The organism is Bacillus sp. AFS059628, from assembly GCF_002571225.1.
GTDB lineage: Bacteria > Bacillota > Bacilli > Bacillales > Bacillaceae_G > Bacillus_A.
Window position 1 is genome coordinate 1 of sequence record NZ_NVEC01000014.1, and the last position, 26,972, is coordinate 26,972.

Genomic DNA, 26,972 nt, shown 5'->3' on the forward strand with positions numbered 1-26,972 from the left:
CTAAACCTACGTAAATGGGACTGCCCTTCTTGCCTTATACACCATGATAGGGATATTAACGCAAGTATCAATCTAAAGAATGAAGCGATAAGGCTTCTAACCGCAAGGACTGTGGAGATAGCCTAATAAATTAGAGTTCGATAGAACTCTTTACTTAGGAATTCCTCACTTCTAAACGACGTGAAAGTGGGGGTAGTTCAAGTAACTGAACAGTTTGTTCCTGATCCCTGCACATTGTATGGGGATTTTTCATAAAGAAAAGACACCACACTGGGTGCCTTTATAATTTTATTAAAAACAAAAGATATAAAAAATATCTATTAATTTGTGGGATTAGCTCAGATTTCAGCAGCAGTTAGAATTATAGGTCCTACTACATCAGCAGCATCATTATTACCTGGTGAAATGATACGTACTCTTACAACGTATTCAATAAGTTGTTGTTCTTGAGTAAGAACGGGAATATCATCTACCAATGTAAAATTAGTATTGGCGCTATCAGTACCGTTGGCTTGATCCACGGTATAAAATATTTGTTCTTCTGTCCCAAATGCTAGTCTCCTACGATAAATAGAAAATAGTACATTAGGAGTTCCGGCTGTAGCTACCCATCCTATTGTGCTAGTCAAAAAAACTCGATTTGTAATATTATCGATAACTAATCTAACTCGTGCTAAGTCTCGAAAATTAGGAGATTTAGGAATACTAATTTCTACACTTTCTCCTTTAGCTGGTTGGTCAAAAACTAATGATTTGAATATATCGTTATCATTTTTATCATTATCATGTTTAGAAGGTATATTTTTAAGGTTGGGATCAGGTTTATTCATCTTGTATTTGTTCACCTCCATAATTGGCTTGTCCTATACTATGTAATATATTAGCGACATGGCGGAAGTGTAACGGCTTTTTTTCTATAAGATAGAAAGAATAGCGTTTTTTTATTTTGGGGGGATTTTTATTTGTTGGCTTGATGGTGATGGGGTAGCGCCACACATCCATCAACTTAAAATTTTTATAACACCCCAAAACAAAAAAAATGTACATTTTCACATGAAGATGTCAATTTTCTCATTTTGGAAGTATTTGTATTTCTTAACTTGAAGGCGATGTGACACTATCCCTACTATAAAGATAACCAAAATTTAGAAATCATGTTTTTAGTAGAAAATAGCTATTCTAAATAGTGAATTCATAATTATAAGGAGGAATTTAATTATGACAGTAATTACTAAGCTTAAACAAACTATTTCTGGATTAAAAAGTGCTCAAGCATGTTTAGAAGGATTTGTTCTTGATACTGACAATCAGCAAGCAAAACAACTGTATCAAAATGCAGCTCAGCAAACGCAGACAATTATTGATTCTTTAGAACCACGTGTTCAGGAGGTTCTACAAGACGAGCCCCAGTATAATCAATAAAACACATTAATCTTCAAATTTTTTGCAGAGGTCTTATCCTAATTAGATTTATATATCTGGGATCCTGCCGTATACCCATCAAGTGAAGAAACTTCGCATAAATTTGTCCTTATAGGTCAAAATATATAAGGTATTGTGCTGAAATGCACTTGCCTATTCTAAATAAGGAGTGAGATGCATGGCTGATAAAAACGAACGTAACCGTGTTGACAATGATGCTGGCGAAGCGGTAGGAACTGGTGTCGGTGCTGTCGCTGGAGCTGCTTTGGGTTCTGTTCTTGGTCCACTTGGTACAGTTGCAGGAGCTGTTGCAGGAGGAGCGATGGGTAACAAAGTCGGCGAAGGTGCCGATGAGGCTAATGACAGTGTTGCGAACCGAGAAGATTAGACTTTAACCAAAGTTACATTGAATGAATTGCATTCCCAAAAAAGGGAGTCCTTTTTTATTAAGTTAATTCAGCTTTTTTAGGTAAATCCCCAGTAAGATTGTGAATCAATTCACTTAAAGTAACGGGTGCGTTAATTCAACAAGCTAAAAGCAGCAATCATAATCATTTTCTTGATCTTCCGCAATCGGGCGCTATTGCGGAATAAACCTTAGATTTTTAATCGACTTTATTGTTATATTTTTGAGTACAGCGAAGTATCTTATATCGGAAATTAAACAACTATATTTTAACCCCGTCCTAAACTTAGAACGGGGTTATGCTTGTTTTAGCTTTTCAAATTTAATAGCACCACCTAAATGGAAGTTTTATCTCACAACGAAGAGGTAACTCCAGTTCTAAAAGAAGGGCCTGAAGTGTTTTGGGTTTGTAGAGTTGATAGATGCTTTAAAATATGTTTCACCAAGTCGTGATAAACCTTTTAAAGCTAATAAGCATATTACTGAAAATTGGGATGATAACTGGGATAGTGTAAATTCACAGTGGAAAAATGTAATTGGAGGATTATCAATTTCTAGTGTCCAAGGTGAAGCATTCAAGGAAGTTGCTAGTACCATAGAAGGTTTCTTTAAGGAACAGGAATGACTTAATAGTCATTCCTGTTTGTTTTTTTGTGGTATCAAGTTAAGAAGCACATTCTTCCCCAAAAATAATAAAAATGAACTCCGGTGCTATAAAAAAATTTCATTTAGGGGGTACTTTAAAATCTTAGCTTGATGGGCATGGGGTACCGGCAGCATTTCGGAAAAAACCCAAGCAAAGCAAAAAAATACAATAAGCTACCCATCTAGACAGCTCATTTACATGATTTTTGATATAGGAAGTGAGATCCTCCAACTCTTTTAAAGACCTGCCCTGGGTCTACATCTTGCGATACAAGCAGTTTGGTCTGCAAATCATGATTCGATGCAAGCGGGGTTACTTCTTAGGCCCCACCTTACACTCAAAAGCAAGGAAAATAACGAAACTTAATAATACACCCTTTATGGTGGGCAAGGTTGCATATATTTAGAAAAAATATATTCTTGTCCAATCCATTATCATTCTCGAATCATTTAATACTACAAAGGGGGTGAGAACATGGAAAACAATGAAAATATCACGTTTCGATTTGTAAAAAATGATGGCGAAGAAATTAATTTGGGAAATCTTGCTGACAAACGAAAAATTGTCATTGTCATTAATAATCAGATTACATTTGCACCGAATACAACACAAATTGCCAGTGGAGCCGGACAAAACAGTGCAGCAGGAAATAATGCAGCAATCGATTCATCGAATACTGAACAGCAACAAACGGTAGGCGCTGGAGGCAAAGCGATAAATAAAGGAATGAGTGGGGAGCAGATTGAGCCTCATAAAATGAAAAAAGAAAATTCAGATGAAGAGGTAGAATTTGTACTTATCATCAATAATCAAATTAATGAAACCAGTGAGGAACAGGCAAGTGCTACTCAAGTGGCAAGTGGTGGTGGAGAGGACAGTGCAGCGGGAACCAACGCTGCCATCGAAAGTTCTAATACCAAACAGCAACATGCAGTGGGAGGCGGAACGGGTAGTTTAGCAGAAAATGAAGGTGAAGAAGGCGACCAAATAGAGAAATTAGAAAAATGCAAAAAACGCAGAGAAAAATGCAAAAAACGCGATTAAAGAAAAAAATCTGGATTTTCAGATCCAGATTTTATTTGACATGGAAGTTTTTTTGAGCGTTTTTTTGAGTCTAATATTTCTAGAATATACCTAGTCACTAATTCTTCGAAGGCGTGGAAGTCTGATTTATATTACAGAGAGTTGACAAGCGAGAAAAAGTAGCATTAACATTTGATGATGGTCCTGATAATCATTCCCCCCCCTCTAATCTTGGATATTCTTTCTGAGAACAATATTCCAGCTACTTTCTTTGTAGTTGGACAGCAAATCAATTATGTTCCAGAAATGGTAAAAAATTCATAAGAGAGGAACATACACTAGGAAATCATAGTTGGAGTCATCCGAATTTCACCAAACTCACAACCTCTCAAGCGAAAGAAGAAGTCTTATCTACAGAAGAAGAAATCATTTCATTGACAGGAAATAACCCAACATTATTCCGTCCTCCATATGGCGAATGTACCGAAGCAGATTTTCAAATGATTAATGAACTAGGTACAAGTTGATTATGTGGTCAGTCGATACACTTGATTGGTCAGGAATATCAAGTGAACAAATCTTATCAATTGTAAAAAGAGATTTATCACCTGGAGCAATAATATTGCAGCATTGAATTAAGACGTTATCAGGAGTATTAGATGGAACTGTAAAAGCGTTGCCCATTATAATTAATGACTTACTCAGTAAGGGGTATGAGTTCGTAACGGTTCAAAAATTATTAGAAATAGAATCGTAATTCATTACATATAAGGGGATTAGATTTTTTTAGGAGTGAGGCTATATGAGGATTTTATTTTTAGAAAGTCATCCAATGTGGATTTATGGACTTCCAAATGGTTTTTGCGATGCGGGCCATGAAGTACTGATTTCAGGACCGATTACTGAAGATGGAATACGTCAAATGATTTCGAATTATAAACCAGATCTCATCATTACAATGGGGCACACGCTAGAGCATACAAAAGAAAAGCAATTATTAATTCGAAAATATGTAAAACCTTCAAATATTCCTCATATTTATTGGGCGACAGAAGACCCAGGATATACTTTCACTTTTTCTCTCCCGCTAATTCAAACCATTCAACCAGACTTTGTATTTACGATTTGTCCAGCAAGAGTCGATTTTTATAAAGAACAGGGCATCCAAGCTGCACATTTAGATTTTGGATATCATTTGAGTGTCCATTCTCCTACAAAGATTGAAGCAAAATATGATGTAACTCTTGCTGTTGTAGCAAACGGATATCCAATGCTTTATGAAAAAAGGCCAGATCATTTTCGATTTAAGGCACTTAAAACATTAATCAGCCCATTTTTAGAAGAGAATAGTAGAATTGATTTTTGGGGGCGTTACTGGGATGAAATGGATCACATTATAGGGAGAAAAATCCCCGATGAATGGATTCATGGATACCTCCCTTATACCGAAACAAATAAAGTGTATAGTTCAGCAGATATTGTTTTAGGAGTGCAAAACCATTTAACTCAAGTTACTCAAAGAACCTATGAGGTTCTCGGATCCGGAGGGATTTTACTTACGAACGATACTCCAGAAATAAGAAGGCTTTTTCAGCCTGGAGAAAATCTTATTGTTTCTTCTTCAGCAAAAGAAACGATAGATTTAGTTAAATACTATTTAAATAATCCAAAAGAACGTATGAAGATAAAAGAAGCGGGAATGAAGAAAGTTAAAAGGTACTCATATGAACAACGAGCTAAATATCTTATCAAAACAATTATTGAGGCTAGACTTATTTCGAGAGAATTTTTGAAAACAGGGGAAGGAAGCATGACACATTACTACGATGTGCTAAAAAAGGAATATGATATATATGTTGTGCAACCGCAAGATAATTTATGGAGGATTTCTAAGAACCTCGGGGTAAGTATAGAAAAACTTAAGCGCTTAAATGGATTAAGAACAGATAATATTAGTGTTAATCAATTGTTGAAAATTAGGAAAAAGTGAATCAAATTTATGTAGCACTTCACTATATATACAGTGTTACATTCATCATTTACAAATAAAATCAAGATGAAATCTAACAACTTGTGAGAATTTTAGGGGAAGAGTGATAAAGGAATAACGGAACCCGATAAAAGGTGTCGAGACCATTCTTGCCCTATATTAACAACGGCGAAGTCTTCAAAGAGACTTCGCCTTTTCAACGTATAATAGACTTCAACAATTACTGGCTTTAAAAGTGTTACAAGTACAAGTACAAGCATAAGAACAATAAGACAATGTCTTTTTTATTATTATAAAACATATATAATGATGAAAATGGTCGCGTTCTAAAACATATTTTATGAATTTTTTCAGATGGGGGGATGTTGATGAATAGGCCATGGATTGGCAAGGGCATATGGAACCAAATTTACAAGGAGAAACAGCCGAACATTCAAGACGATTCATGTGAAATAAGAAAAAAAAAGGAAGATCTAGAAAATGCATTCGAGAAAGAAGATGTTGATGTAGAGGTTAAATCAGATAAAGATACTGAATTCGAGAAAGAAGATGTTGATGTAGTAGCTGAATCAGATAAAGATACTACATTCGAGAAAGAAGATGTTGATGTAGAGGTTAAATCAGATAAAGATACCGAATTCGAGAAAGAAGATGTTGATGTAGTAGCTGAATCAGATAAAGATACTACATTCGAGAATGAAGATGTTGATGTAGAGGTTAAATCAGATAAAGATACCGAATTCGAGAAAGAAGATGTTGATGTAGAGGTTGAATCAGATAAAGATACTGAATTAGAAAAAGAAGATGTAGGAACTGAATCAGAAATAAAGTCTTTAGTGCATTCAATGGTAATGAAAACACCATTTTCTATTGCTTCAGAAGTGTCTAGTTTTTTGAAATCCCCTAATATAAGTATGAAAAAACAAGAAGCATTTGTATTTCAAAATGAAAAAAATGCAGGGTATCGAGAGCTAGATGCAAAGTTATTAACTACAGTGCAATATTATCATGGAAAGGCTTATTGTAAATTAGTTTCTTCAAATCTTCATGAAAAGAGAGAGTTTCTAGAATTTTCTAATCCGAAAGTCGAAGATGATATTGAAAAAAATAGGATCGAGGCATCTTCATGGATTCCTATCCACAGTATGAAATTAGAGAAGGAACGTGAGGGTGAATTTAATGATTATATAACAGTGAAACTACCAATAGAAATAGGGAAGTATCAGGGTGAAATTAGTTTACGAGAAAAGGTGGTATTTAAAGAAAAAGTCACAGAAATAAAAGATGTGTCACAGGAAATTATTTTGACAAAAAATGAATTTTTATTACCAAAAATAAAAAAGACAGGGCAGAATCCGGTAACAGTTGAAAAAGCGGGCTTACTTGTAGAAGGCTATATCTATCAATGCATTGAATATACTATAGAACAAAGTACATCTCATGATAATGTGTATCAATTAATGCAAAATATCGTATTGGAATTAACTATCCAAGTATTACAAGAACAAGAAGTGCGAGTGCGAATGTGAGTTACAGTGCATATTCGTACTCTACGAAAGAAACTTGGAGAAGATAAAAGAAAGAATAAATTAATGAAAACGATATGGGGAGTAGGTTATACTTTCAATGGATAAAATATTGAAAAGTTTTCGATTTAAAATGATAGCCTTGTTCGCACTAAGTATGGTGTTAGCAGCTGGGGGGAACATATATAATTTATAAAATATTAGGGTTCTCTTTTAGAATGATAATTAGACATGAAGAATATGTAGCAAGTAGTGTGGTTGGAGAAAGTTTTTATTTTTCTTTCATTTGTTTCACCTTGTTATCTATTTTATTCTTTTTCTTTCTAACAAAATCATATTTAAAGTATTTTGATGAAATTTCTAAAGGTATTCATCATCTTGCAAAAGGAGATTTTACAATAAAAGTCCATATCTCATCAAATGATGAATTTAGCGATATTGTACGTGAAATTAATATCGCCAGTGAAAAATTAAAAGAGGCGGTTGAAAGAGGAGACTTCGCTGAAAGTAGTAAAGATCAACTAGTTGTTAACTTAGCTCATGATTTAAGAACACCCTTAACATCTGTGCTAGGTTATTTAGATTTAACTGTTACAGAAGAGAACTTAATAAAGGAACAGATTAAGTATTATGCTACAATCGCATTTTCAAAATCAAAACGACTCGAAAGTTTAATTGATGAGTTGTTTGAAATCACACAAATGAATTATGGTATACAACAATTAGATAAAAAATCCATTAATATAAGTGCATTGCTCGTACAATTAGATTTGGAATTATATCCATTATTAGAGAAGAAACAATTAAAAGCTCGATTACATATTGACTCCCATTTAACTATCAACGGTGATGGGAATTTGTTAGCTCGAGTATTTGAAAACCTTGTAACAAATGCGGTTCGATACGGACATACAGGGCAATTTGTTGATATAAATGGGTATATTGAAGATGGAGACGTTGTTGTACAGATTGTTAATTATGGAGATAGCATCTCTGAAGTAGAATTACCTATCTTTTCGATATGTTTTATACAGGTGATAAAGCGAAAACAGTGTAGAAAAACAGTACAGGTCTTGGATTATTTATTGCAAAAAATATTGTTGAACAACATAATGGAAGCATTTCAGTACAAAGTAATGAAATCAGAACAATATTTGACGTGAGATTACCGCAAGAAGAGAATGTAAAAATTTAATAAATATTTAAATTTTACCCCACTTTTTATTTAATTAATTTCTTCTATCCTATACATAGGTTAGGTCAAGGAGGAGTTAGAAATAAAAAGTGGGCTTTTTAGATTGTGCACCGTATGTGCTGGGCTTTATATAAAACAATGATTTTAAAAAGGGGATGTTTAAATTTTGTAATCTAATTTATATATCATTCCTGAAAAGATTAACTAATTATACAAAAGAAATACTGGTTTCCAAAAATAAAGCATACGAAAAAGTGAGGATAATATGAAAAAAGTAAATAAAGTAGTTATCGTTGGAGTGTTAACAATTGGTATAGGCGTTGGGGGGTATATGACGTTTGCCGGGAGTTCGGAACCAGTTATGACCTATAAAGTATCTGAAGTACTAGAGAAGCAAATCGAGAATCAGCAAAAATTTGCTGGTGAAGTGATTCCAAATGGAATGGAAACCATTTTATTTGATCCAACAAAAGGTACGTATGATTTGGCTGTAAAAAAAGGGGGTGAAGTAAAGAAAGGGCAGCTTCTGTTTAAATACAATGATCCAACTGTTAAACAAGGCGTAACAGAAGCGGAAATGCAAAAGAAAATTGCACAAAAAGAAGTAACATTATATCAAAAACAAATTGATGTAGCAAAACAAACGCTACAAAAAGATAAAAATACTGGTCTTCCTGTGGAAGCAGTAAAAGCTGCAGAACTTGAAATTCAACAATTAGAATCACAACTTGAAATGAAAAAGTTTGAAGTAGAAAAAGCGGATGAAATGATTAAATCAGCGAGAGAGAAGTTAAGCGCACTTTCTATAACAAGCCCTGCTGATGGTGTAATTGATGATATCGTTACAACTTCTAATGAAAAAAACGGTATGAGTGGCATTATCCTTCGTCATATAGGTCCATATAAAGTAACAGGTCAAATGTCTGAATTTGAACTTGCTAATGTAAAAGTTGGACAAGAAGTAACAGTTTCATCAAAAACTGTAGCGGGTAAGACATGGACAGGAAAAGTAACAGAAATTGGTTCTACACCATTTAAAAGTATGGATGAAAACAAAACAGTTTCTAATTATCCATTTACCGTTGCATTAGACAATAGTGAAGACTTACAAAATGGTTTTCACGTATACGTAAAAACTAAATTAGGCGAAGCAACGGGTACAATGGTTCCAAAAACTAGCATCTTAAAAAAAGGTGACAAAAATGTTGTCTTTGTTGTAAAAGACGGAAAAGCAAAAGAACAAGCTGTTACGGTTGAATTTGAAACAGGGAATGAAGCGAAAATTTCCGGAGTGAAAAATGGAGAAAAAATTATCTCTAGACCTACTGTAAATCTAAAAGACGGTATGGAGGTTGCCACGCAATGATTAATTTACAAGGCATTACAAAATCTTTTCAAAATGGTGAAGAATCCATTCAAATATTGCACGGAATCGATGTAATGCTAAATAAAGGAGATTTCACTTCTATCATGGGGCCTTCTGGTTCTGGTAAATCAACATTAATGAATATTATCGGTTGCTTAGATAAGCCTACGACAGGTTCGTATGAATTAGCGGGGCAAAATATTTCAAACATGACTGAAACCGAACTTGCACATGTTCGTAATAAAGAGATTGGATTCGTATTTCAAAACTTCATGTTATTGCCACGACTTACAGCGTTGCAAAACATTGAATTACCACTTATTTATGCAGGAGTTGATAAAAAGAAAAGACAAGAGCGTTCATTAGCAGCTTTAACAAAAGTTGGTTTAGCTAATCACGCTACCCATCTTCCGAATGAATTGTCGGGTGGACAAAAACAACGTGTTGCAGTTGCACGCGCAATTGTAAATAACCCAAAATTTATTTTGGCAGATGAACCAACAGGTGCACTAGATACGAAAACAAGTGAACAAATTGTAAATCTATTTTATGAATTAAACAAGCAAGGTTCAACGATTATTATGATTACTCACGATCGTGAAATTGGGGAAGCCGCAGCACGTCAAATCGTTATTCGTGACGGAAACATTGTTCAGGATTGGAGAGAATAAAATTGAATATAAATGAAAATATACGCATGGCGATCTCTTCTATCTTTGCCCATAAAATGCGATCCATCTTAACGATGCTGGGAATTATTATTGGAATTAGTGCAATTATTACAATTCTTGCAATGGGGGATGGACAAACTGCAAAGATACAAAAAGAGCTTGCAGATAGTCGTAAGATGGATGAAATCAATATAGAATATGTCAACCCAGATTCTCCGACAGAGCTAGCAAAAATCACACCGGAAATGGTAAAACAATTACAAGCAATACCAGGTGTAAAAGACGTGTATCCAAAGGCATACATGGACATAAAAGCATATACAGGGTCAAGCAATATTTCCTTTAGGTTAAATGTAGCAACAGGTAACTTTATGAAAGATTCTAAGTTAACAATCGTACATGGGCGTGAGCTTACAGAGGATGAACTAAAAAAAGCAACTCCCGTTGTGATTCTGCATGAAGATTTATTTACAAAGCTATTCGATATTTGGAAAGATGATTTGTATATAGATATAAAAGGAAAACCATATAAGATTGCCGGGGTATATAAATATAAGGACAGTTTTCATCGGCAATTTAAATCGTATGAGGGATATACAGCGATTGATAATGCACCATTAATTTCGGGGATTGAGGAGTATGATATGGTGAAAATCAAGTTATCTTCTGCTAGTGAACGAGAAGTGGTAGCGAAACAAGCTGTATCTGTATTAAATGATTTGAAATCACCAGAATTTGAGTATCCATTTACAGTAGAAGATACGGGAACATATAGTCAAGGAATGGAAGAAAATGCCCGAATGATGAAAATGGTCTTTGCTAGTATTGCTGGTATTTCTTTAATCGTAGGTGGTATCGGTGTGATGAACATCATGCTTGTATCTGTTACAGAGCGTACGAGAGAAATAGGTATTCGAAAAGCACTTGGTGCAACGAGAAGAGAAATATTAATTCAATTTCTTATTGAAGCTTGTATTTTAACAGCATTAGGTGGAGTAATTGGTTTTGGATTAGGTATTTTCTTTGCTTGGGTATCAGCAATCGTAAGTGGATGGCCACTTGTTATTTCAGTAAATCTAGGTCTACTATCTGTTGGAATATCTATATTAATTGGCATTGCCTCTGGTATACTTCCAGCAAATAAAGCAGCTAAACTAGACCCAATTGATTGTCTACGATATGAATAATAGTGTAGGTGAAAGATAAGATGTTTTAGAAAAGAGTAAATACCCCTATGAGTATTTACTCTTTTTGAAAATAAGGATTTTCATGGTATAAGAAAAAATTTAAACAATCTTAATTCTAATTTTATATAGATTTCTTGGCTGTAAATATTAAAAAGAGAGAGGAATATAAAATGAAAACAGTGCTAGAAGCAAAAAATATTAAAAAAGTATATGACACAGGTGGAAATACATTTGAAGCGTTGAAAGGGATTAACTTACAAGTAAAAGAAGGAGAATTTGTTGGGATTATGGGTCCTTCTGGTTCAGGTAAGACAACCCTATTAAATGTTCTTTCGACAATTGATCAGGTAACGAGTGGTGAGATTTTAATAGATGGAAAAGATATTGTAAAAATGAGTGATGATACGTTGGCATTGTTTCGCCGCAATCATTTAGGTTTCATTTTTCAAAATTATAACTTATTAGATACGTTAACGGTGAAAGAAAATATCGCTTTGCCCCTTGCTTTATGGAAGGTGAAGGTCAGTGAAATTGATCGACTTGTTTTTGAAATCTCAAAGAAGTTTGGCATTAATCATATCTTAAGTTAATACCCCTATCAAGTATCTGGGGGACAGAAACAGCGTTGCGCGGCATCACATGCCATGGTTAAGAATCCGAGTTGGGGATGAGCCAACTGGAACGCTTGACTCAAAATCAGCAACGGATTTATTTGAAAGTATGAAGTCATTAAATGAATATGATAACTCAACCATATTAATGGTAACGCATGATGCGTTTGCGGCAAGTTATTGTAAACGAGTGATTATGATTAAAGATGGTGAATTATATAAAGAATTACAACGTGGAGAATTAACACATAAGCAATTCTTCCAGCAAGTCATTGATGTAATGTCTTCCATTTCTGAAGATAAGGCTGATGATCATATCTAGTATGGCCATTTATAACATAATGTGTAATTAAAACACTGTATATTTTGTAGCAATAGTTTTTAGGAGGTTAAAATAAATGACTTTAATTGAAATCGTTCAACGAAATATAAGGCGAAATTTTAAGGAATATATACTTTATTTTGTATCTTTAGCTTCGAGTATGCTGATGTATTTTATATTTGCATCACTTCGATATAGTACGCAAATAAAAAAAGAAATGCTTAATAATGTAATGATTAATAGTGTTCTTCAGTCTTCAAAAGTGATACTCATTATTTTTATAGCCGTATTTGTTATTTACTCTACTAATTTTTTTATAAGAAAGCGTAAAAAAAAGATTGGGTTATATTCTTTACTAGGTATTACAAAAAAACAAATTGGTACGATGTTATTTTGTGAAACACTAATAATGGGGGGCTTAGCTTTAATAATTGGAATACTGATTGGTAGTATAAGCTTTAAGTTATTTTTAGAACTTCTAATGAGTTTGATGAAATTTAATGTGCCAATTACGTTCGAGTTATCTATAAAGGCCATAATAGACACAATTATTGTCTTTTTATCGATTTTATTATATACAGCCTGGAAAAACTCTCGCTTAATTTATCAATTGCCATTAATTGAAATGTTCCAAGCGAATCACAAAGGAGAAAGTATGCCAAAAGGATCTAAATCTATGGCATATATGGGTCTTATTTTAATTGGCTTTGGTTATGTTCTAGCATTCTTTTTCCGCGAAGTCGTAAAATTTGTGCAGAACCCTGAGGAGCCTATGAATCCGTTAATGAATCCTAAAATAATCCCGTTTTCTATTTTGATTGCGATTGTTCTTGCAACCTATTGTTTATTCACATCTTATACTGTTATAGTATTACAGAAAATTAGAAGTAAGAGTAACATTTATTTTAACGGTATGAATATGCTTAATATTTCACAGTTGTTATATCGAGTAAAAGGAAATGCCAAATTACTGGCGACTATTGCTATCTTAAGTGCCACAGCTTTAATGGCAGTTAGTACAGTTGTATCAGGGTATTACGTAGGGAAATCTGAAACAAATGAAGATTTTATGCAACTGTACGGAATCTCATTGTTTATTGGAAGCTTTTTAGGGATTATATTTGTACTAGCAACAGGTTCTATTATTTATTATAAACAACTATCTGAAGCACATGCTAATCAGAAATATTATGAGGTTCTTCGTAAGATAGGTGTTACGAAAAAAGAAGTAAGAAAGTCGATTTCGAAACAAGTTAGCTTTAGTTTTATTTCACCTATAATAGTCGGACTTACGCATAGCCTATTTGCTTTACCAATAATAAACAACATGCCTATATATAGTGTTATGATTCCCGTTTCCATTAGTGTTATTGCATATTGCATAATCTATTTTGGATATTATGTATTAACCGTTCATTCGTATTTTAGAATTGTGTATAAATAATAAATTCTTTTGATATTGCGTAATAAAAATAGGAAATACAATCTATCAATCAAGTTCTAAATGATAAAGAATAAAGAATAAAGGAATGAACAAAAGCCGATATCTTTAACGTGTAGGGAATCGGTTTTTATATATGAAAAATTGCTTAGCGTACGAATTCACATTTTGTTGGTGCTACCCCATGCCCATCAAGCTAACCAAGTAAATTACTAGATACGAAATGATTCTTGTTTCAAAACTAGCAAGTGATAAAAAAGTAGGCATGTTAAAAAAGCCTATTAAAATGCGATTTTTTCGCTAGGCATCTTGTCTATGCTTCACCGTCGTTTTATACACAATTCCTAGAATATCAAAGCCGGTCATCTTATTATATCAATGACATTTACGACCATTCTTTTTGAGTAGTAGATAAAGACGATGAAGAATTTTTAAAAGTCCTTCTGTGCCACCGGCTATCGCTTTAAACAGTAACGGAAAGTAATCTTTAATCATATAAATCGCTTTGTATTCACTCAGCTCATGCTTTGTCTTTTCAAGCAGAAACCGTCGCATTTGAAACATCGTAGAAGAACAGAGGAGAATGCCAATGAGTTGTCCATATAAATGGCACTCTAGGCGTTCTCTTTTAATATTTTTACATTCATCAATTGCAAAAAATGACTTCCACGTTTTAAACAAAATTTCAATCTGCCAACGAAGTGAATACAATGAGTGCACGTTATTCGTTGGTACTCCTTCTAGAAACGTGCTCGTGATATATACATTCTTATTCTTAATTACATTTCAGAAGAATCTCTAAGAAGAAAAATATAAAGAGGATTGAATAAAGGAGAAGCCATGAATGGACTGGCAAGAGCTATTTTCTTTGGAAAACAAGGAGATCTTAGGGAACGAACCATACAGCATCAATTGCAAATAGCCAGTGCTTTAAACAAAATTATCAATGCCATCAGTATTTGGAATACCTTACATTTAACATAAGCAGTTGAATATCAAAAACGGTCAGATAGTTTTAATAAAGAATTATTGCACCATATGTCACCTCTAGGTTGGGAACATATTAATTTACTTGGAGAATACCATTTTAGTTCAGAAATAATGGTCTCGTTAGATTCTTTAAGACCATTGAAACTTTCTTAACGTTGTTAAAAATGAGGGATCGACTTGAAAATGATCTTAGCGTAGTAAATCCGCATTTTCCTGACGGTACCCCATATATGTTTCATTGACTCTATAGGGGGCATTTAGTTGTTTTAGATCATGTCGGATTTTTTTGTCCAAGACCGACGAATCCAACGCATAATTGTTATAGAAGTAATGGATAAATTCCGTTACTCTAACGTTTTCAACAAGTTATGGAAACTTAATATTGATGTAGCGGTAGTACATAATAGTTATTTGGAAAAATACCACTTATGACTATATATAATAGTTAACTTTCCTCTATATAGATATGCAATTTTACATATCCATATAGAGGAAGAAATAAGCGGAAAGTATCGAAAAATTATACTGAAATAATTTTTCCGGAATGAAAATTCACCTAGTTAAATTAAATTAAGTACCTTTTTATCAGTACTATTAATTTATAATTACTTTAATTATAGTAGTGAAGTTGCATAGCAATTTTAGAAGTATAGTATTTTAATTTCTACACATATTAAATAATTAAGATAAAAAAAACAAAAAAGGATAAAATTATACAAAAATCAACAAAATTTTACTATATACGCAATGAAAATTTGATGTTTTAATAAGGGCACAAGATGTTAGTTACATTTTAAGACATATAAAATCAAGATTATCTTCGTATATGCCTTTTATGTAATGACTTAGGGAATAAGTTTATAGTAGAGCATTATGTACAAATGTTTACAATCTATATTTATATCCCTAAAAATTCATCTTTAAAATAATCTATATAGATTAATAGTTATAATGTTGGATTTCAAATTAATTAAAATTTAGTCCAACTATTCGACCAAAAAATACCAATAAATGGGAGTGATCACCATGAAAAAAGCGTTAGTCGCAGGGTTATTAGTTACAGCAGTATCCACAAGTTGCTTCTCACCTGTAAATACTTTTGCAGAAAGTAATACAACTTATTTACAACCAAGTAGTATACTTGGACCTGCTATGGATAGGTTATCAAATTCGATTACGAACTTAGGATCACAGACGCCATTAATTCAAGGATATGGGCTAATCATATTACAGCAACCAGATCTTGATGTAAGTACTATATATGGAATAACAACTGATCAAGGCACTGTAAGAAACCATGTTCGAGACTGCCTGGATGTAAATAACCACAAATTATCCGTTGTAAATCAAGAGATACAGAGTTTCGGAATAAAATTTACAAATTATTACAATAAATTAGTTGAACTATCTGGAAAGATGAATGAAGATTCGGAAGCAAGAGCATTATTTGTACGTATTTTTAACTTACTTCAAGGTGACGTGCAAAAAATTCAGTATAATATGAAAATAACTTCAGAAGACTTAAACGATTCTAAAAACGAATTGGTTGAAGATAGTAATAAATTTTCTAGTAAAGTTAGCAAAGCGTTTGAATCTTATAAGGGTTCCGACGGAGACATTGAAAAATTAAGAACGGAAATGGGACAACTTAATGCAGGCATTCAAGAAGATTTTGAAAAACTTCTAGCTCTACCAAAAGAAAATCTAGACGGTTCTTTAAATATTACAAAGTCAGTTATTAATATTTTGAAAGACGGAGTTAAGGATAAAACTGTAGACGTGTCTAATTTGGAAGCGGTTTATAACCAATATGGACAACTCACAAATGATAAAGTAACAGAACTGAATAAAGCTATTGCTCAAAAGCAACAGAAACTAATTCAATTGGTACAAAATTTATCGAATATTGAAGTGCAAGCAACTCAAATGACACTTATTGAGCAGCAATTAAATAATTTTACAAGAACAGTTAAAAAGCAAACTCAGAGTTTTGACAATCTAGTAAGTAGTTGGGACACCTTTAATATCATAATGATTGAAACGGGGACAAGTCTTAATACTGATGCAAAAATAGATTCAAATTCATTACAAGCACGATTAAAAGAGCTTAAACAGTTTACGGATGAATTGAAAAAACAAACAACGGAATATCAAGAGAGTGTTACAAAAATAAAAGTAACAGGATGAGATTTGTAGAATTCAGAACAATAATTCTTAGTAATATAATGTAAGGGGAGAAAAATGTGATGAAAAAACCTTATAAAGTAATGGCTTTATCTACATTAATAGCAACAATCGTAGCGGGTGGCATTATGCCATCATATGCCTCGGCAGAGGCACCTGCACCTATTTATGCAAATCAAGACTTTAAATACCCTAGTTATTACCTTGGACCAACAGGGCTTGATAATGCGATGAAGGACACTAAATCCAATATGTTGGTAATGGACCTGTATGCTTTAACTATTCTTAAACAAGCAGATATTAATTTGGATGGTTTACCTTCAGTTGGCGATAATTTAAAAACAGCCATTAAAGCCAACCAAAATCTTACTAGAGAAAATGCAACATACTGGTTAAATAATTTGAAATCAGGGATAGTTACGACGAATCAAAATATTATCAGTTATGATACAAAATTCCAAAATTATTCTCGTTATTTATTACAATATAAAAATGATCCAGTCAAACTAACAGCTTTGCTTACAAAGTTGAATGCTGAAATTTCACAGAATAAAGATCAAGTGACCAAATTAGTGGAGGATTTAAAAAACTTTCGTGGCAAATTAGAAAAAGATACACAAAATTTAAAAGGGAATGCTGAAGAAATCGTAAATGTTTTAACTGGTCAAGAAGCTGGAATTCCACTGTTTCAGAAACAAATCGAAACAAATAAAGCATTAATCGATGAGAATAACAAAATTTATATTGCATCGTCGGTTGCAACTGCTGCTGGTGCATATTTAGTTCTTACACCTTTTGCGCCCTTTGGTGCACCTATATTAGGAGGCGGGATATACGGAGTAGTTTCATCGCAGCAGCAGATAATTAAGGCACAAGAAGAAATTATAACGCTAACACAAAATATTTCAATGGCGCAACTACAGTCAGCTAGGTTAACGATAGTGCAAAGTGATATTAAAAATTTAACAGATACAATTGATAAAGCTATTGTTTCTCTTGAAAATATAAAGACTGCGTGGGATGGAATGGGAACAAAATATGACGCATTGATTAAGAGTGCTAAAGCTGTTGACCCAGAATTCCTTGCTATGGATATAACAGCAGATCTGGATACAGCGAAGGATCATTGGGAACAGATTAGAAAGTATGCTGAAAATATTCAAAGTAGTGAGATTTCATTCGTAGAAGATAAAAAATAATATTACTTCAAGAAATTGCCGAAGTAATGAAAATATAATATATTGAGTTTCCTTTTTGAAGAACATATAATGTGAGTCTCCTGTTCAAGTTTGAGCAGGAGACTTCCTATATAGTTATGAAACTTAATAAAGATTATAGAATAAGAAAGTGCGAGAATCTCTATTTTAATATGTTGTTTTATTTGCAATAATCATAATTCATTTGAAGTAAAGAATAGAAGCTTATGAATTTAATAAAATATGTCATACATGTGAAAAAGTAGGTGAAAAAGATGAATAAGAATTTATATAAGAAAATTATTTTGTCAACAATCATTACGGGAATGGCAGTGAGTAATGTAATTCCACTTCATACTTTGGCAGCAGAACAAATTGTGTCCCAACAGCAAGAAAGTTTGAAGAACTATTCCCTTGGTCCTGGTGAATTTAAAGAAGTAATGGGAAAAATGGTAGCAAATATCCTTACAATGGATTCATATGCCAATACAATCAGTAATCAACAGCTGACAGATTTAAGTAAAATAAGTTCTATAAACGGTGATTTACAAGCAAACATGATTAAGCATCAACGGGATGCAATAGAGAATGCCGACTTTTGGTTCATGTATTTTAAAACTCGTATTATGTACACGCATCAGAATATTGTAAGTTATAATGATACGTTTCAAGCAAGTTATAAGCTTTTACTAACTGCTATAGAGCAAAAAGATACAGAGAAATTAAAATATGAACTAGAAAATTTGTACAATAGTATTTTGTACAATAGTCAAAAATTAGATGTACTGTTAGAAAAATTGAAAAATTTTCAAGGTGAAATAGCAGAAAATACAAGAAATTTCAAAGAAGATTTCAATCAATTGGAGAATATTCTAGAAAGTACGAACGCTGGTATTCCGCTTCTACAACAAAGAATTGAGAATTATAATAATACAATTAAAGAAAACTATGATAAACGTGGTGGCTATATAGCTTTATCTGTATTTATGCCTCCGATTGGTATACCATTGATTGTTACTACTGACAAGAATATCGCATCTGCACAACAAGAAATAGAACAATTAAAGTCCAGAATTTCTGGAGCAGAGGCAGAAGTAGTTATTTTGACTGATGCCAAAAATAAAACGGAACATATGGCTGCAACAGTTGGTACAGCTGTTACTGCTCTTGAGGATATAAAGACTCAGTGGGGGACAGTGGGGAAAAAATATAAATCATTAATTGACAGTGTTAACGATATTAATTTAGACCTGTTTGATGAGATTATAAGAGCAGATCTGGATACAGCGAAGGATAATTGGCAAGACCTTAAAAATTATACGGATAAATTATATGAAGGTGCTAAGACTGTACAAGGAGAATAGATTATAAAAGTAGACCCACCAGAAGAACGAATTATACAAATGGCACAGGATTGCTACTGAATACGTGTAAAATAACAAAATATACGTTATATAGAAAAGATAGTTTAGTTGTTTCAGGTTCGTGGAATGTAGGAGACATTATTAATAATGAATCATGTAGCAAAAGAAAAGTGATACAAAAAGGGCTTAGAAGTGATCCAAGATAAAAAATTGAGAGATTAGCATATAGTATATAGAAATTGCTTAACAAAACCGGCTAAAAACAGTAGGTTTCTTTTTAAGCACCTCAACAACTTGAAGTAGACCTTTAAGTTGTTGTGCATGTATTTTTTATTGGTTTGTTGCTTAAAACCTGATATATACGAATCTGAGGGTCTGTTTTTTGAGGGTGACTAGATAAAATATTGAATTTAATATAAAAATGGTATTAATTCATAAATAGGGCGGAATAAAAATATTATTTCAGATGAATATGAAATAATAGGGGGATAATAGAAATATAAATTGTTTAATCTAATTATCTAATAAAAGAAAACACTAAATAACTAGCTATATGACACATGGTGTTACTATTTTAAGAAGACGGTTTCTAAAGAACCGTCTTCTTTTTGTTTCTCTATAAAAAGATATAGACTACTTAATGCCCCTTTCTATGTTTTATAATTGTAATAGATTTATTTTAAACAGCTTTTTTAGTAGTATCTATTTTAAAGATATTATTTCTCATGCTATAAAATTGTAGGCATAATGAAATAATCATAGAAATTATCGCAAAGTAGATTAGAGCCATAGTCCCCATTCTAAGAGAAATTACTACTCCACCTAATGTGGCACCTACTGAACTTCCTAGATAGTTAATCGAACTATTGAGGGCCACAGCTGCACTTCCATGTTTAGGTTGATAGGATAATAAAATATGTTGCTGTGGTGCTCCTGATGCCCATCCCATCGCTCCCCATATGAAAAATGGTAAGTACTTTATAATTGTTAGATTAATCATTATCGGAATACATACAACTGAGACAGTTAAAATAATTAAAATAAGAGCCATTAAAGTTTTTGGTTTTTTGAAGTAATCAATTAAATATCCAATTGTTATACTTCCAAATAATCCACCCAAACCCCAAGCCCATAAATAAATTGTTAAATCACTTGAGTTAGTAAGATCTTGTAATAATGGAGATAGATAGGTATATAAACCTAAACTTGAAATACTTGCAAAGAATGTTATTAAAACAGTAATAGTAACCCTTTTATCTAAAAACATTGCAAGTCTTTCTTTCATAGCAGGTGGTGCTGTGACTGGAACATGTGGTAGAAACTTAAGAATACTAATAGCAGCAATTAAACTAAGTAGTACCACAAACCACATTGCTGATTGCCAATCAAACTTGTTTGCGATATAAAGACCTATAGGAACACCTAATACAGTTCCCATACTCATGCCACCGATTGTTAAGCCAAGTGCGCGTCCTTTCTTTTCTACAGATACTAACATAGTTGAGCCTGCGACAGCTAAAGGGGAAAATAATCCAGCACCAACACCAGCAATTGCCCTTGATATTAAGAATACCGAAAAGTTTGGAGATACTGCAGTTAATGCATTTGCAAGACCAAATATAATTATTGAAGTCAATAGAACTTTTTTTATAGGTTTACCTGCTAAGAGAGAAGCAAATAGTGGAGCGGATATTGCATAACATAATGTAAATATACTTACCGCTTGCCCAACTTGGGATGCACTTTTTTGATAGGTATTACTAATTCCAGGGACAAGCCCAGCAATAATATAAGCATCGAATCCCAAGGCAAACATACCAATAGCTAAAAAAACAACCTTTTTCATAGTTTTCCCACCTTTACATTGTTAAGAATAAAATAAATTATCAATCTTATAAACCATAGCTGCAAGGTCTATAACGATATTATATTTCTATATAAATATATATAACTGAATAAATTTTATTTCCGATTATAATAATTAAGTTAAATATAACTATTGAAGAATGCCTTAGTAATTAAAAAATCTGCAGATCAAATTAAGGTAATATAACATTTGATAATCATTACTCGTTTAGCTTCAATATGTTAATATTAGTATACTTAATGACTGGGATTAAATAAAATGAATAATATTAATGCAAGGGATGAATAAAACTCATGAGTATTATTAAGTATGAAATTTTTGAATCAGTAATTAAAACGGGGAGTTTTACAAAGGCTGCCGAAAAATTAAACATGACGCAATCTGCAGTAAGCCATGCTATTTCTAGCTTAGAAAAGGAATTAGGAACGTCTTTATTCGTAAGAACTGGTCGGACAATTACTGTAACTCCTCATGGCACTAAAGCTTATGAGTATATTGGTCAGATATTAAAAATAAACCGTAAATTAATAGAGACTAGTTTTAATAATGAATTATTGCCTAAAACACTGAAGATTGGGGCCTTTACAAGTGTAAAAAAACATATATTGCCTCCAATTATGAAAGAATTTAATAAATTGTATCCGTTTCTTGAAATTATAGTGTTTGATGGGACTTATGATGAAATTCAAGAATGGATTATAAATAAAGTAATTGACCTTGGCTTTACAATTAACAGGGGATTCGGATGTGAGTCAATACTATTTTTAGAAGATGAGTTAGTTATAGCAACACCAAAGGACTTAAAGTTAATTCCAGTAGATTGTCCTTTAAAGGATTTTTTTGATCAAAATAATATTATTATGCCAGCAGCGCCATACAGAAATCAAGTTGAGAAATTTTTGAATCAGCACAGTATAGAGCCTAAGATTCATTCATATATAAGTGACTGCAATACGATTGTAAAAATGATTGATTTAGGATTAGGTATTTCAATAGGACCAAGGCTTTTCTTAAAATCATTTGATAATATAAAAATATATGAACTACCGGAGCGACATTATAGAAATATATACATATCTTATAAACCTTCTACAGAATTAAAACAAGCAGAAGGTTATTATGTTAAGGAATTTATAAAAATAGCAAGGAACTTATTTTAAGTTCCTTGCTATTTTTATCCTAATCGTCCAAAAGTAATTGTTTTTGAATCGGTTTATTCTATGAATGATCACATTGCACTAATTGAAAAAATCGTTAAACTTGCTAAGAAGTATAAGCATTAACATTCCATGAGATACCCAAATACTATAATGAATACTACATTGAAGTTAAAATCTCAGTAAATTGCTAAACTTTTTATTATTTATCTTTCCCTATCCTCCCTAAGCTATCTTTAATAGTTGTTTCTCCAAGCTGTGTGTATAATAAGGCCGTATCTTGACTAGTATGCCCAAGTTGCTGCATGACTTGTAACGAGTCTTTTTCTTCCATGTATAGCTTATTTGCCAGTGTGTGTCTTAATTTATGAGGCGACATTTTTTTGCCATAGGCCTTCGTATATTTTTCTACTATATCCTGGATAGCTCTAACCGAAAGAGGTTGTGCAGTATGCTTATACTTCGATAAAAACACATTTTTTAATTCTTTCCCTGGAGCGTATTTTTTATCTCTAACTTCCATATACTTTTCAAGATCATTCAATGCAATTGGTGTAATCCATACAGAATCTTCTTTATTTCCTTTACGAATTACATCAATTAATCTTTCTTTTAAGTTTATATCTTCCATACGAAGATCGGCCAATTCACTTACACGAATACCGCTACCAAGAAAGAGGGAGAGGATAGCTACATCTCGATCTTTATCCCTTAGGAAGTAGAACAGCTGATGTTTTGTTAAAGATTTTTCATGTTCGTACTTAACATAATTCAAAAATTCTTGATCGTCATCATTATGGAATATTTTAGATCTCATACGTTTTGCACGAGCATTTAATGTTTCTTTATCTTTATGTATTTCTATTTTAGCCATTACATTTCTATAAAAATAACATTCTCCATCTTCATTCTCTGATAGGGAGGTAAGGTACTTAAATAAAGACTTTAAGGCCGAAATTTTCCTGTTAACAGAAGAATTCTGCATATTTTGTTGAAGTTTTAGGAATCTCATAAAATTCTCAACATCTTTTTTCTTTAAATTCTCCAAATCAGAGAAGGATATGTCTTTAATAGGTTTTAATTCAATAATTTGTTCGGATAATAGCCAATTAAAGAAGACTCTAAAATCATACACATAATTCAGTAGGGTGGAGGGAGAGGCATCATGCAATTCTTTGTACTCCACAAATTCTTCTATGTAAAAGGGCATTTCATTTAAATTCTCGTATAATTTCTTACGATGTACGGATTTTTGACGTTGCTTACTATAGTCCATATAAATCACCTCATATATAATATAACAGAAAAGAAATGCGAACACAAGTTCGCGTTAAATTCAATTTTTACACAAACTTATTTACATAATTAAATTATGATATACTAAAAATACTCAATAGTGAATGGAATAATGTATTTACTCAAGTAAAAATTATAGATAATTAAGCTAGAAATTTGTATTTGACCATAAAAATTAGTGCAAAAACTAGATATAAATGTATGCAAAATAAAACAAATTTGATATATAAATTCATACAAAAGATCAATACATGAATATAGTTTAAAAGTCTTTATAAAAATATAAATTGGTTTATATAATCATAATTATGGGGATTTAATTAGGTCAACATGAGAAAAAATCTTATAAAGTGAAATGTAATTTACTATAAAAATTAGTAATGAGTTATTCAAAATTTAATAATTTCTATATAAAGTATGAATTATATAGGTACATACCAACATACTAAGATTCATGCAACTAAGCTCGAAAGCCCTAGATACCGTTATTAGATTCTTATTTAACTCCCTTATTGTTCGTAAAATTGGTATTTCGTGCGAAGTTTTATGATGTTTGTTGTTGTACCCTTCTTTCGATTCTTTTATGTTCATACAACAGAATTCATTGCTCTCTTTTCATCAATAAGTAAATTTTGGGTTCTGGTGCAAAAACTTCAAGGTAATTACAAGTAATCTCTAAAATTTGGACATACTTTGAACACACCAATATGTAACAATAGATTTCCCCTTTAAAATGGAGCAGTTAGCTTTTGCCAACTGTTCTTGTATGGCTTGTTCACTTCAACCCATTCACCATCGTATATCATCCAACTATCATGATTGTACAATTCTTCTTGCATTTTCCTTTTACTTCGATTCTCGCCTTCGATACGTTCTTTAATTTTTCTTAATGATCCCTGTACTTTTATATAATCGTGCTTTTCACTAACTTTCCCTCCTATGACGAGCAATCATAGGGGGAAAGTTATGAATGAAGAAAATTTAGTTTTCTCAACGCTCCCACCTATTTTCCGTCATTCACTTTATCAACAGGAGCAACTAGATTATGTACTCACCAATGTCTTCATTCTCTTTTCTTACTCGATCCTGTGAGTTACATCCAATTGATTTAGTTTTCAACGAACAAGACTAGAGACTATCCCTCCCCTAGTAACGTATGAAACTCGCATTTATGATTCAAATAACAATTTTATCTAAATCCATTCACTAAATTCATACTTTTACATACTATAATTATTACCTCTCTGAATAATGTGAGCTCGTCACTTTCATTATGATTAGGTATAAGGAGCGCTAATTGAGAGTGCTCTTTTTGTATTTCAATGTACCTAAATAAGAATTTTATTTAATTTTTATTAATCTTTTTTATAACTTTGAATATATTATTACTAATCCCAGGAATACACAGGTTTCTCTGGACCAGTTACCTTGTATCCCTTGAATTCCTTGTACAGAGAGCCCGTAATAACTAGCGGGTTCTTTTATTTTCGATCATATAATAATAATTTTATTAAAATTTACACCTACACTAAAAGCATACATTATTTCTGAGTACACCTTGGTATTGAAGTGCTTTTAAAAGCGCTCTTTTTTAATAATACCTTTGTTTAAACTTCTTATCTTTTTATCACTCATCGACATACAAACACATATTATATATAGATTATTATTTAATAGAACTTACTCCGCAAAAGAGCACCGTTCGAAGGTGCTCTTTTTTTACATATACTAATTAATTATCCCAAGCACATTTCAGAAAAGTTTCGTATGATATGGCGTATTCCTTTCTTTGAGAAGATAAAACTCGTTACGAGAGCACTTTTATGAAGTGCTCTTTTTGTGTTTTCAATTAATACAAAATGAAATTTTTGTTTAGTTTCCTTTCAATTCCGAATAATGTTTTCAACCCTGTTCATACTATTTCTGTAACTTTAGGTTACAAACTATTCCTGTAAGCATAGCTTTTCTTTTGTACAACGAGCAGTTAGTTTTATTAACTAGCTGCTTTGTTGTGTTTCATGAAGTTTTTATTTAGCATTCTTGCATAACATTTTCACTTCTGCTCATACTACAATTGTAACCTTAAGTTACAATGTATTGTGTGTATTGTTCTTGCTGGACAATAAAGCAGTTAGTTCATTGAGCTAGCTGCTTTATTATTTAAATAATAAATACCCATTAAACAAACCCCCTATAGATTGTGATTCATAACATACTTAGTTACTATAGTTTGGCACTCTTTTTGTTTATTTTCATTTCAATAGAATTTTTGTTTTATTGCCCACTTCTTAAGCATATCTTAATATCGAAGGGTGTTTACCTAAAGAGTTACCTCCTTATAGATGAGCACCCATTTAAGGTGCTCTTTTTCATGCTGCATACTAAATGAGACTCCCACATTCTGCCTTAACAAGTTAGAATGGGACAGTTAACCTTTGCTAACTGTTCTTTTGTTAGTATTGTCAACTTTTAATTAGGCGCTCATATATTAATATTGAACTACCTCTACAAGGGCACTTTCCGCAGTGCTCTTTTTGGTTTAATATCAAATGGCGTTTTTATTGAAAAATCACTTTGATTCACTTTGTTCATGGTATAATCTGTATAATTATTTTTCGGAGAAAGGATAACGCAATGAGGGAATACTTTGGTTTCACTTCAATGTTTTTAACTGCATTCTTAATTTTCAATCTGTGTATAGCCGGTCCTTTTTTAATTTTTATACCAATCTCAATTGCTTTAGCTATTTTTGCTCCGAAAGGTACAGCTAAAACGTTTGCTTTTGTTGGTTTAATAATTTTAGGTATTTTCTTCGCTTGCATATACATCTTCATTTACTTTATTTAGTGCTTAGCTGAAACTCTTCTCCGATGATCCCTTTCTCTAAAATAAGGGTTTTATTTAAATTTTCTTCACTACAACATCAGCATCAAATTTACCTTTAACATGTAATCCCCTACATTTATTATTGGTATTAAAATCTTTTCAGAGGTGAAAATATAATGGATGAATTTCTGTCTTCCGCTGCTCTAAACCCAGATTCAATCGGTTCAACAGGACCTACTGGACCTACTGGAATCACTGGACCTACCGGAATCACTGGACCTACTGG

Annotated in this window: 19 protein-coding genes and 6 pseudogenes; 20 read left to right on the top strand and 5 right to left on the bottom strand. The window is 32.4% G+C overall.

What is annotated here, in order from left to right; all coding sequences use genetic code 11:
- Positions 1-126: zinc ribbon domain-containing protein (locus tag COL05_RS06670; protein ID WP_142337378.1), on the top strand; the 126-nt coding region annotated here is incomplete at its 5' end.
- Positions 127-338: 212 nt separating this feature from the next.
- Here the strand turns inward: COL05_RS06670 and COL05_RS06675 are convergent.
- Entirely contained in the window at positions 339-830 is a 492-nt protein-coding gene (locus COL05_RS06675; protein ID WP_098668022.1) for a hypothetical protein, read from the bottom strand.
- Positions 831-1,218: 388 nt separating this feature from the next.
- Here COL05_RS06675 and COL05_RS06685 point away from each other — a divergent pair, with 388 nt between their 5' ends.
- The 14 genes and pseudogenes from COL05_RS06685 (at position 1,219) to COL05_RS06750 (ending at position 13,809) form a co-directional block, all read left to right on the top strand.
- The gene (locus COL05_RS06685) at positions 1,219-1,422 is read left to right on the top strand and encodes a DUF1657 domain-containing protein (RefSeq protein ID WP_063221362.1); all 204 of its coding nucleotides are present in this window, start codon (positions 1,219-1,221) and stop codon (positions 1,420-1,422) included.
- Positions 1,423-1,600: 178 nt separating this feature from the next.
- A complete protein-coding gene (locus COL05_RS06690) occupies positions 1,601-1,810 on the top strand; it encodes a glycine zipper domain-containing protein (RefSeq protein WP_000764044.1) in 210 nt (69 codons plus the stop codon).
- A 433-nt stretch (positions 1,811-2,243) separates the two neighbouring features.
- Positions 2,244-2,453: a hypothetical protein gene (locus tag COL05_RS06695; RefSeq protein WP_063221364.1), complete on the top strand. Its 210-nt coding sequence runs from the start codon at positions 2,244-2,246 to the stop codon at positions 2,451-2,453.
- 495 nt (positions 2,454-2,948) lie between these two features.
- Positions 2,949-3,518: a hypothetical protein gene (locus COL05_RS06700; RefSeq protein ID WP_063221365.1), complete on the top strand. Its 570-nt coding sequence runs from the start codon at positions 2,949-2,951 to the stop codon at positions 3,516-3,518.
- A 177-nt stretch (positions 3,519-3,695) separates the two neighbouring features.
- Positions 3,696-4,024, top strand: a pseudogene (locus COL05_RS31745) (polysaccharide deacetylase family protein).
- 275 nt (positions 4,025-4,299) lie between these two features.
- Positions 4,300-5,487: a DUF3880 domain-containing protein gene (locus tag COL05_RS06710; RefSeq protein WP_098668024.1), complete on the top strand. Its 1,188-nt coding sequence runs from the start codon at positions 4,300-4,302 to the stop codon at positions 5,485-5,487.
- Positions 5,488-5,855: 368 nt separating this feature from the next.
- A complete protein-coding gene (locus tag COL05_RS06715) occupies positions 5,856-7,016 on the top strand; it encodes a BC_2427 family protein (RefSeq protein WP_098668025.1) in 1,161 nt (386 codons plus the stop codon).
- Positions 7,017-7,121, top strand: a pseudogene (locus tag COL05_RS06720) (winged helix-turn-helix domain-containing protein); the annotation flags it as partial.
- Positions 7,114-8,208, top strand: a pseudogene (locus COL05_RS06725) (HAMP domain-containing sensor histidine kinase). The pseudogenes COL05_RS06720 and COL05_RS06725, both read left to right, overlap by 8 nt.
- A 265-nt stretch (positions 8,209-8,473) precedes the next feature.
- The gene (locus COL05_RS06730) at positions 8,474-9,574 is read left to right on the top strand and encodes an efflux RND transporter periplasmic adaptor subunit (RefSeq protein ID WP_098668026.1); all 1,101 of its coding nucleotides are present in this window, start codon (positions 8,474-8,476) and stop codon (positions 9,572-9,574) included.
- The gene (locus COL05_RS06735; RefSeq protein WP_097927061.1) at positions 9,571-10,245 is read left to right on the top strand and encodes an ABC transporter ATP-binding protein; all 675 of its coding nucleotides are present in this window, start codon (positions 9,571-9,573) and stop codon (positions 10,243-10,245) included. The genes COL05_RS06730 and COL05_RS06735 overlap by 4 nt, the downstream gene beginning before the upstream one ends.
- Positions 10,246-10,247: 2 nt before the next feature.
- Positions 10,248-11,432: an ABC transporter permease gene (locus tag COL05_RS06740; RefSeq protein WP_097927062.1), complete on the top strand. Its 1,185-nt coding sequence runs from the start codon at positions 10,248-10,250 to the stop codon at positions 11,430-11,432.
- Positions 11,433-11,602: 170 nt separating this feature from the next.
- Positions 11,603-12,365 (top strand): annotated as a pseudogene (locus COL05_RS06745) (ABC transporter ATP-binding protein).
- Positions 12,366-12,441: 76 nt separating this feature from the next.
- Positions 12,442-13,809 (top strand): FtsX-like permease family protein, encoded by a 1,368-nt coding sequence (locus COL05_RS06750; RefSeq protein WP_098668027.1) that lies wholly within the window; start codon positions 12,442-12,444, stop codon positions 13,807-13,809.
- A gap of 297 nt (positions 13,810-14,106) precedes the next feature.
- Here COL05_RS06750 and COL05_RS06755 read toward each other — a convergent pair.
- Positions 14,107-14,574 (bottom strand): annotated as a pseudogene (locus COL05_RS06755) (transposase); the annotation flags it as partial.
- Here COL05_RS06755 and COL05_RS06760 point away from each other — a divergent pair.
- From COL05_RS06760 to nheC, 4 genes and pseudogenes are all read left to right on the top strand, one after another.
- Positions 14,572-14,949, top strand: a pseudogene (locus COL05_RS06760) (Tn3 family transposase); the annotation flags it as partial. The pseudogenes COL05_RS06755 and COL05_RS06760 sit on opposite strands and share 3 nt — an antisense overlap.
- 873 nt (positions 14,950-15,822) lie before the next feature.
- Entirely contained in the window at positions 15,823-16,983 is a 1,161-nt protein-coding gene (nheA, locus tag COL05_RS06765) for a non-hemolytic enterotoxin subunit A (protein ID WP_098668028.1), read from the top strand.
- Positions 16,984-17,042: 59 nt separating this feature from the next.
- A complete protein-coding gene (gene nheB, locus COL05_RS06770) occupies positions 17,043-18,179 on the top strand; it encodes a non-hemolytic enterotoxin subunit B (protein WP_098668033.1) in 1,137 nt (378 codons plus the stop codon).
- A 272-nt stretch (positions 18,180-18,451) separates the two neighbouring features.
- Positions 18,452-19,540, top strand: coding sequence for a non-hemolytic enterotoxin subunit C (gene nheC / locus COL05_RS06775; RefSeq protein WP_098668029.1), 1,089 nt, complete (start codon positions 18,452-18,454; stop codon positions 19,538-19,540).
- Positions 19,541-20,219: 679 nt separating this feature from the next.
- Here nheC and COL05_RS06780 read toward each other — a convergent pair.
- Positions 20,220-21,386 carry an MFS transporter gene (locus COL05_RS06780; RefSeq protein ID WP_098668030.1) on the bottom strand — a complete coding sequence of 389 codons (1,167 nt, stop codon included), beginning with the start codon at positions 21,384-21,386 and terminating at the stop codon, positions 20,220-20,222.
- A gap of 314 nt (positions 21,387-21,700) precedes the next feature.
- Here COL05_RS06780 and COL05_RS06785 point away from each other — a divergent pair, with 314 nt between their 5' ends.
- Positions 21,701-22,567, top strand: coding sequence for a LysR family transcriptional regulator (locus tag COL05_RS06785; RefSeq protein ID WP_098668031.1), 867 nt, complete (start codon positions 21,701-21,703; stop codon positions 22,565-22,567).
- Positions 22,568-22,766: 199 nt separating this feature from the next.
- Here COL05_RS06785 and xerS read toward each other — a convergent pair whose 3' ends face one another.
- On the bottom strand, positions 22,767-23,840 hold the full coding sequence (xerS, locus tag COL05_RS06790; protein WP_098668032.1) for a tyrosine recombinase XerS: 1,074 nt from the start codon (positions 23,838-23,840) through the stop codon (positions 22,767-22,769).
- A 2,608-nt stretch (positions 23,841-26,448) separates the two neighbouring features.
- Positions 26,449-26,682, bottom strand: a complete 234-nt coding sequence (locus tag COL05_RS06795) for a hypothetical protein (protein ID WP_142337380.1) — start codon at positions 26,680-26,682, stop codon at positions 26,449-26,451.
- Between the last annotated feature and the right edge of the window lie 290 nt (positions 26,683-26,972).

Bases quoted from the DNA above. Each gene is read 5' to 3' on its own strand.
- COL05_RS06780 (WP_098668030.1), bottom strand. From the start codon at position 21,386: ATGAAAAAGGTTGTTTTTTTAGCTATTGGTATGTTTGCCTTGGGATTC.
- nheB (WP_098668033.1), top strand. From the start codon at position 17,043: ATGAAAAAACCTTATAAAGTAATGGCTTTATCTACATTAATAGCAACA.
- COL05_RS06795 (WP_142337380.1), bottom strand. From the start codon at position 26,682: ATGCAAGCGAAGAAAATACCTAAAATTATTAAACCAACAAAAGCAAAC.
- COL05_RS06715 (WP_098668025.1), top strand. From the start codon at position 5,856: ATGAATAGGCCATGGATTGGCAAGGGCATATGGAACCAAATTTACAAG.
- COL05_RS06690 (WP_000764044.1), top strand. From the start codon at position 1,601: ATGGCTGATAAAAACGAACGTAACCGTGTTGACAATGATGCTGGCGAA.
- nheA (WP_098668028.1), top strand. From the start codon at position 15,823: ATGAAAAAAGCGTTAGTCGCAGGGTTATTAGTTACAGCAGTATCCACA.
- COL05_RS06735 (WP_097927061.1), top strand. From the start codon at position 9,571: ATGATTAATTTACAAGGCATTACAAAATCTTTTCAAAATGGTGAAGAA.
- COL05_RS06730 (WP_098668026.1), top strand. From the start codon at position 8,474: ATGAAAAAAGTAAATAAAGTAGTTATCGTTGGAGTGTTAACAATTGGT.
- COL05_RS06785 (WP_098668031.1), top strand. From the start codon at position 21,701: ATGAGTATTATTAAGTATGAAATTTTTGAATCAGTAATTAAAACGGGG.
- COL05_RS06675 (WP_098668022.1), bottom strand. From the start codon at position 830: ATGAATAAACCTGATCCCAACCTTAAAAATATACCTTCTAAACATGAT.
- COL05_RS06685 (WP_063221362.1), top strand. From the start codon at position 1,219: ATGACAGTAATTACTAAGCTTAAACAAACTATTTCTGGATTAAAAAGT.
- xerS (WP_098668032.1), bottom strand. From the start codon at position 23,840: ATGGACTATAGTAAGCAACGTCAAAAATCCGTACATCGTAAGAAATTA.
- COL05_RS06750 (WP_098668027.1), top strand. From the start codon at position 12,442: ATGACTTTAATTGAAATCGTTCAACGAAATATAAGGCGAAATTTTAAG.
- COL05_RS06700 (WP_063221365.1), top strand. From the start codon at position 2,949: ATGGAAAACAATGAAAATATCACGTTTCGATTTGTAAAAAATGATGGC.
- nheC (WP_098668029.1), top strand. From the start codon at position 18,452: ATGAATAAGAATTTATATAAGAAAATTATTTTGTCAACAATCATTACG.
- COL05_RS06710 (WP_098668024.1), top strand. From the start codon at position 4,300: ATGAGGATTTTATTTTTAGAAAGTCATCCAATGTGGATTTATGGACTT.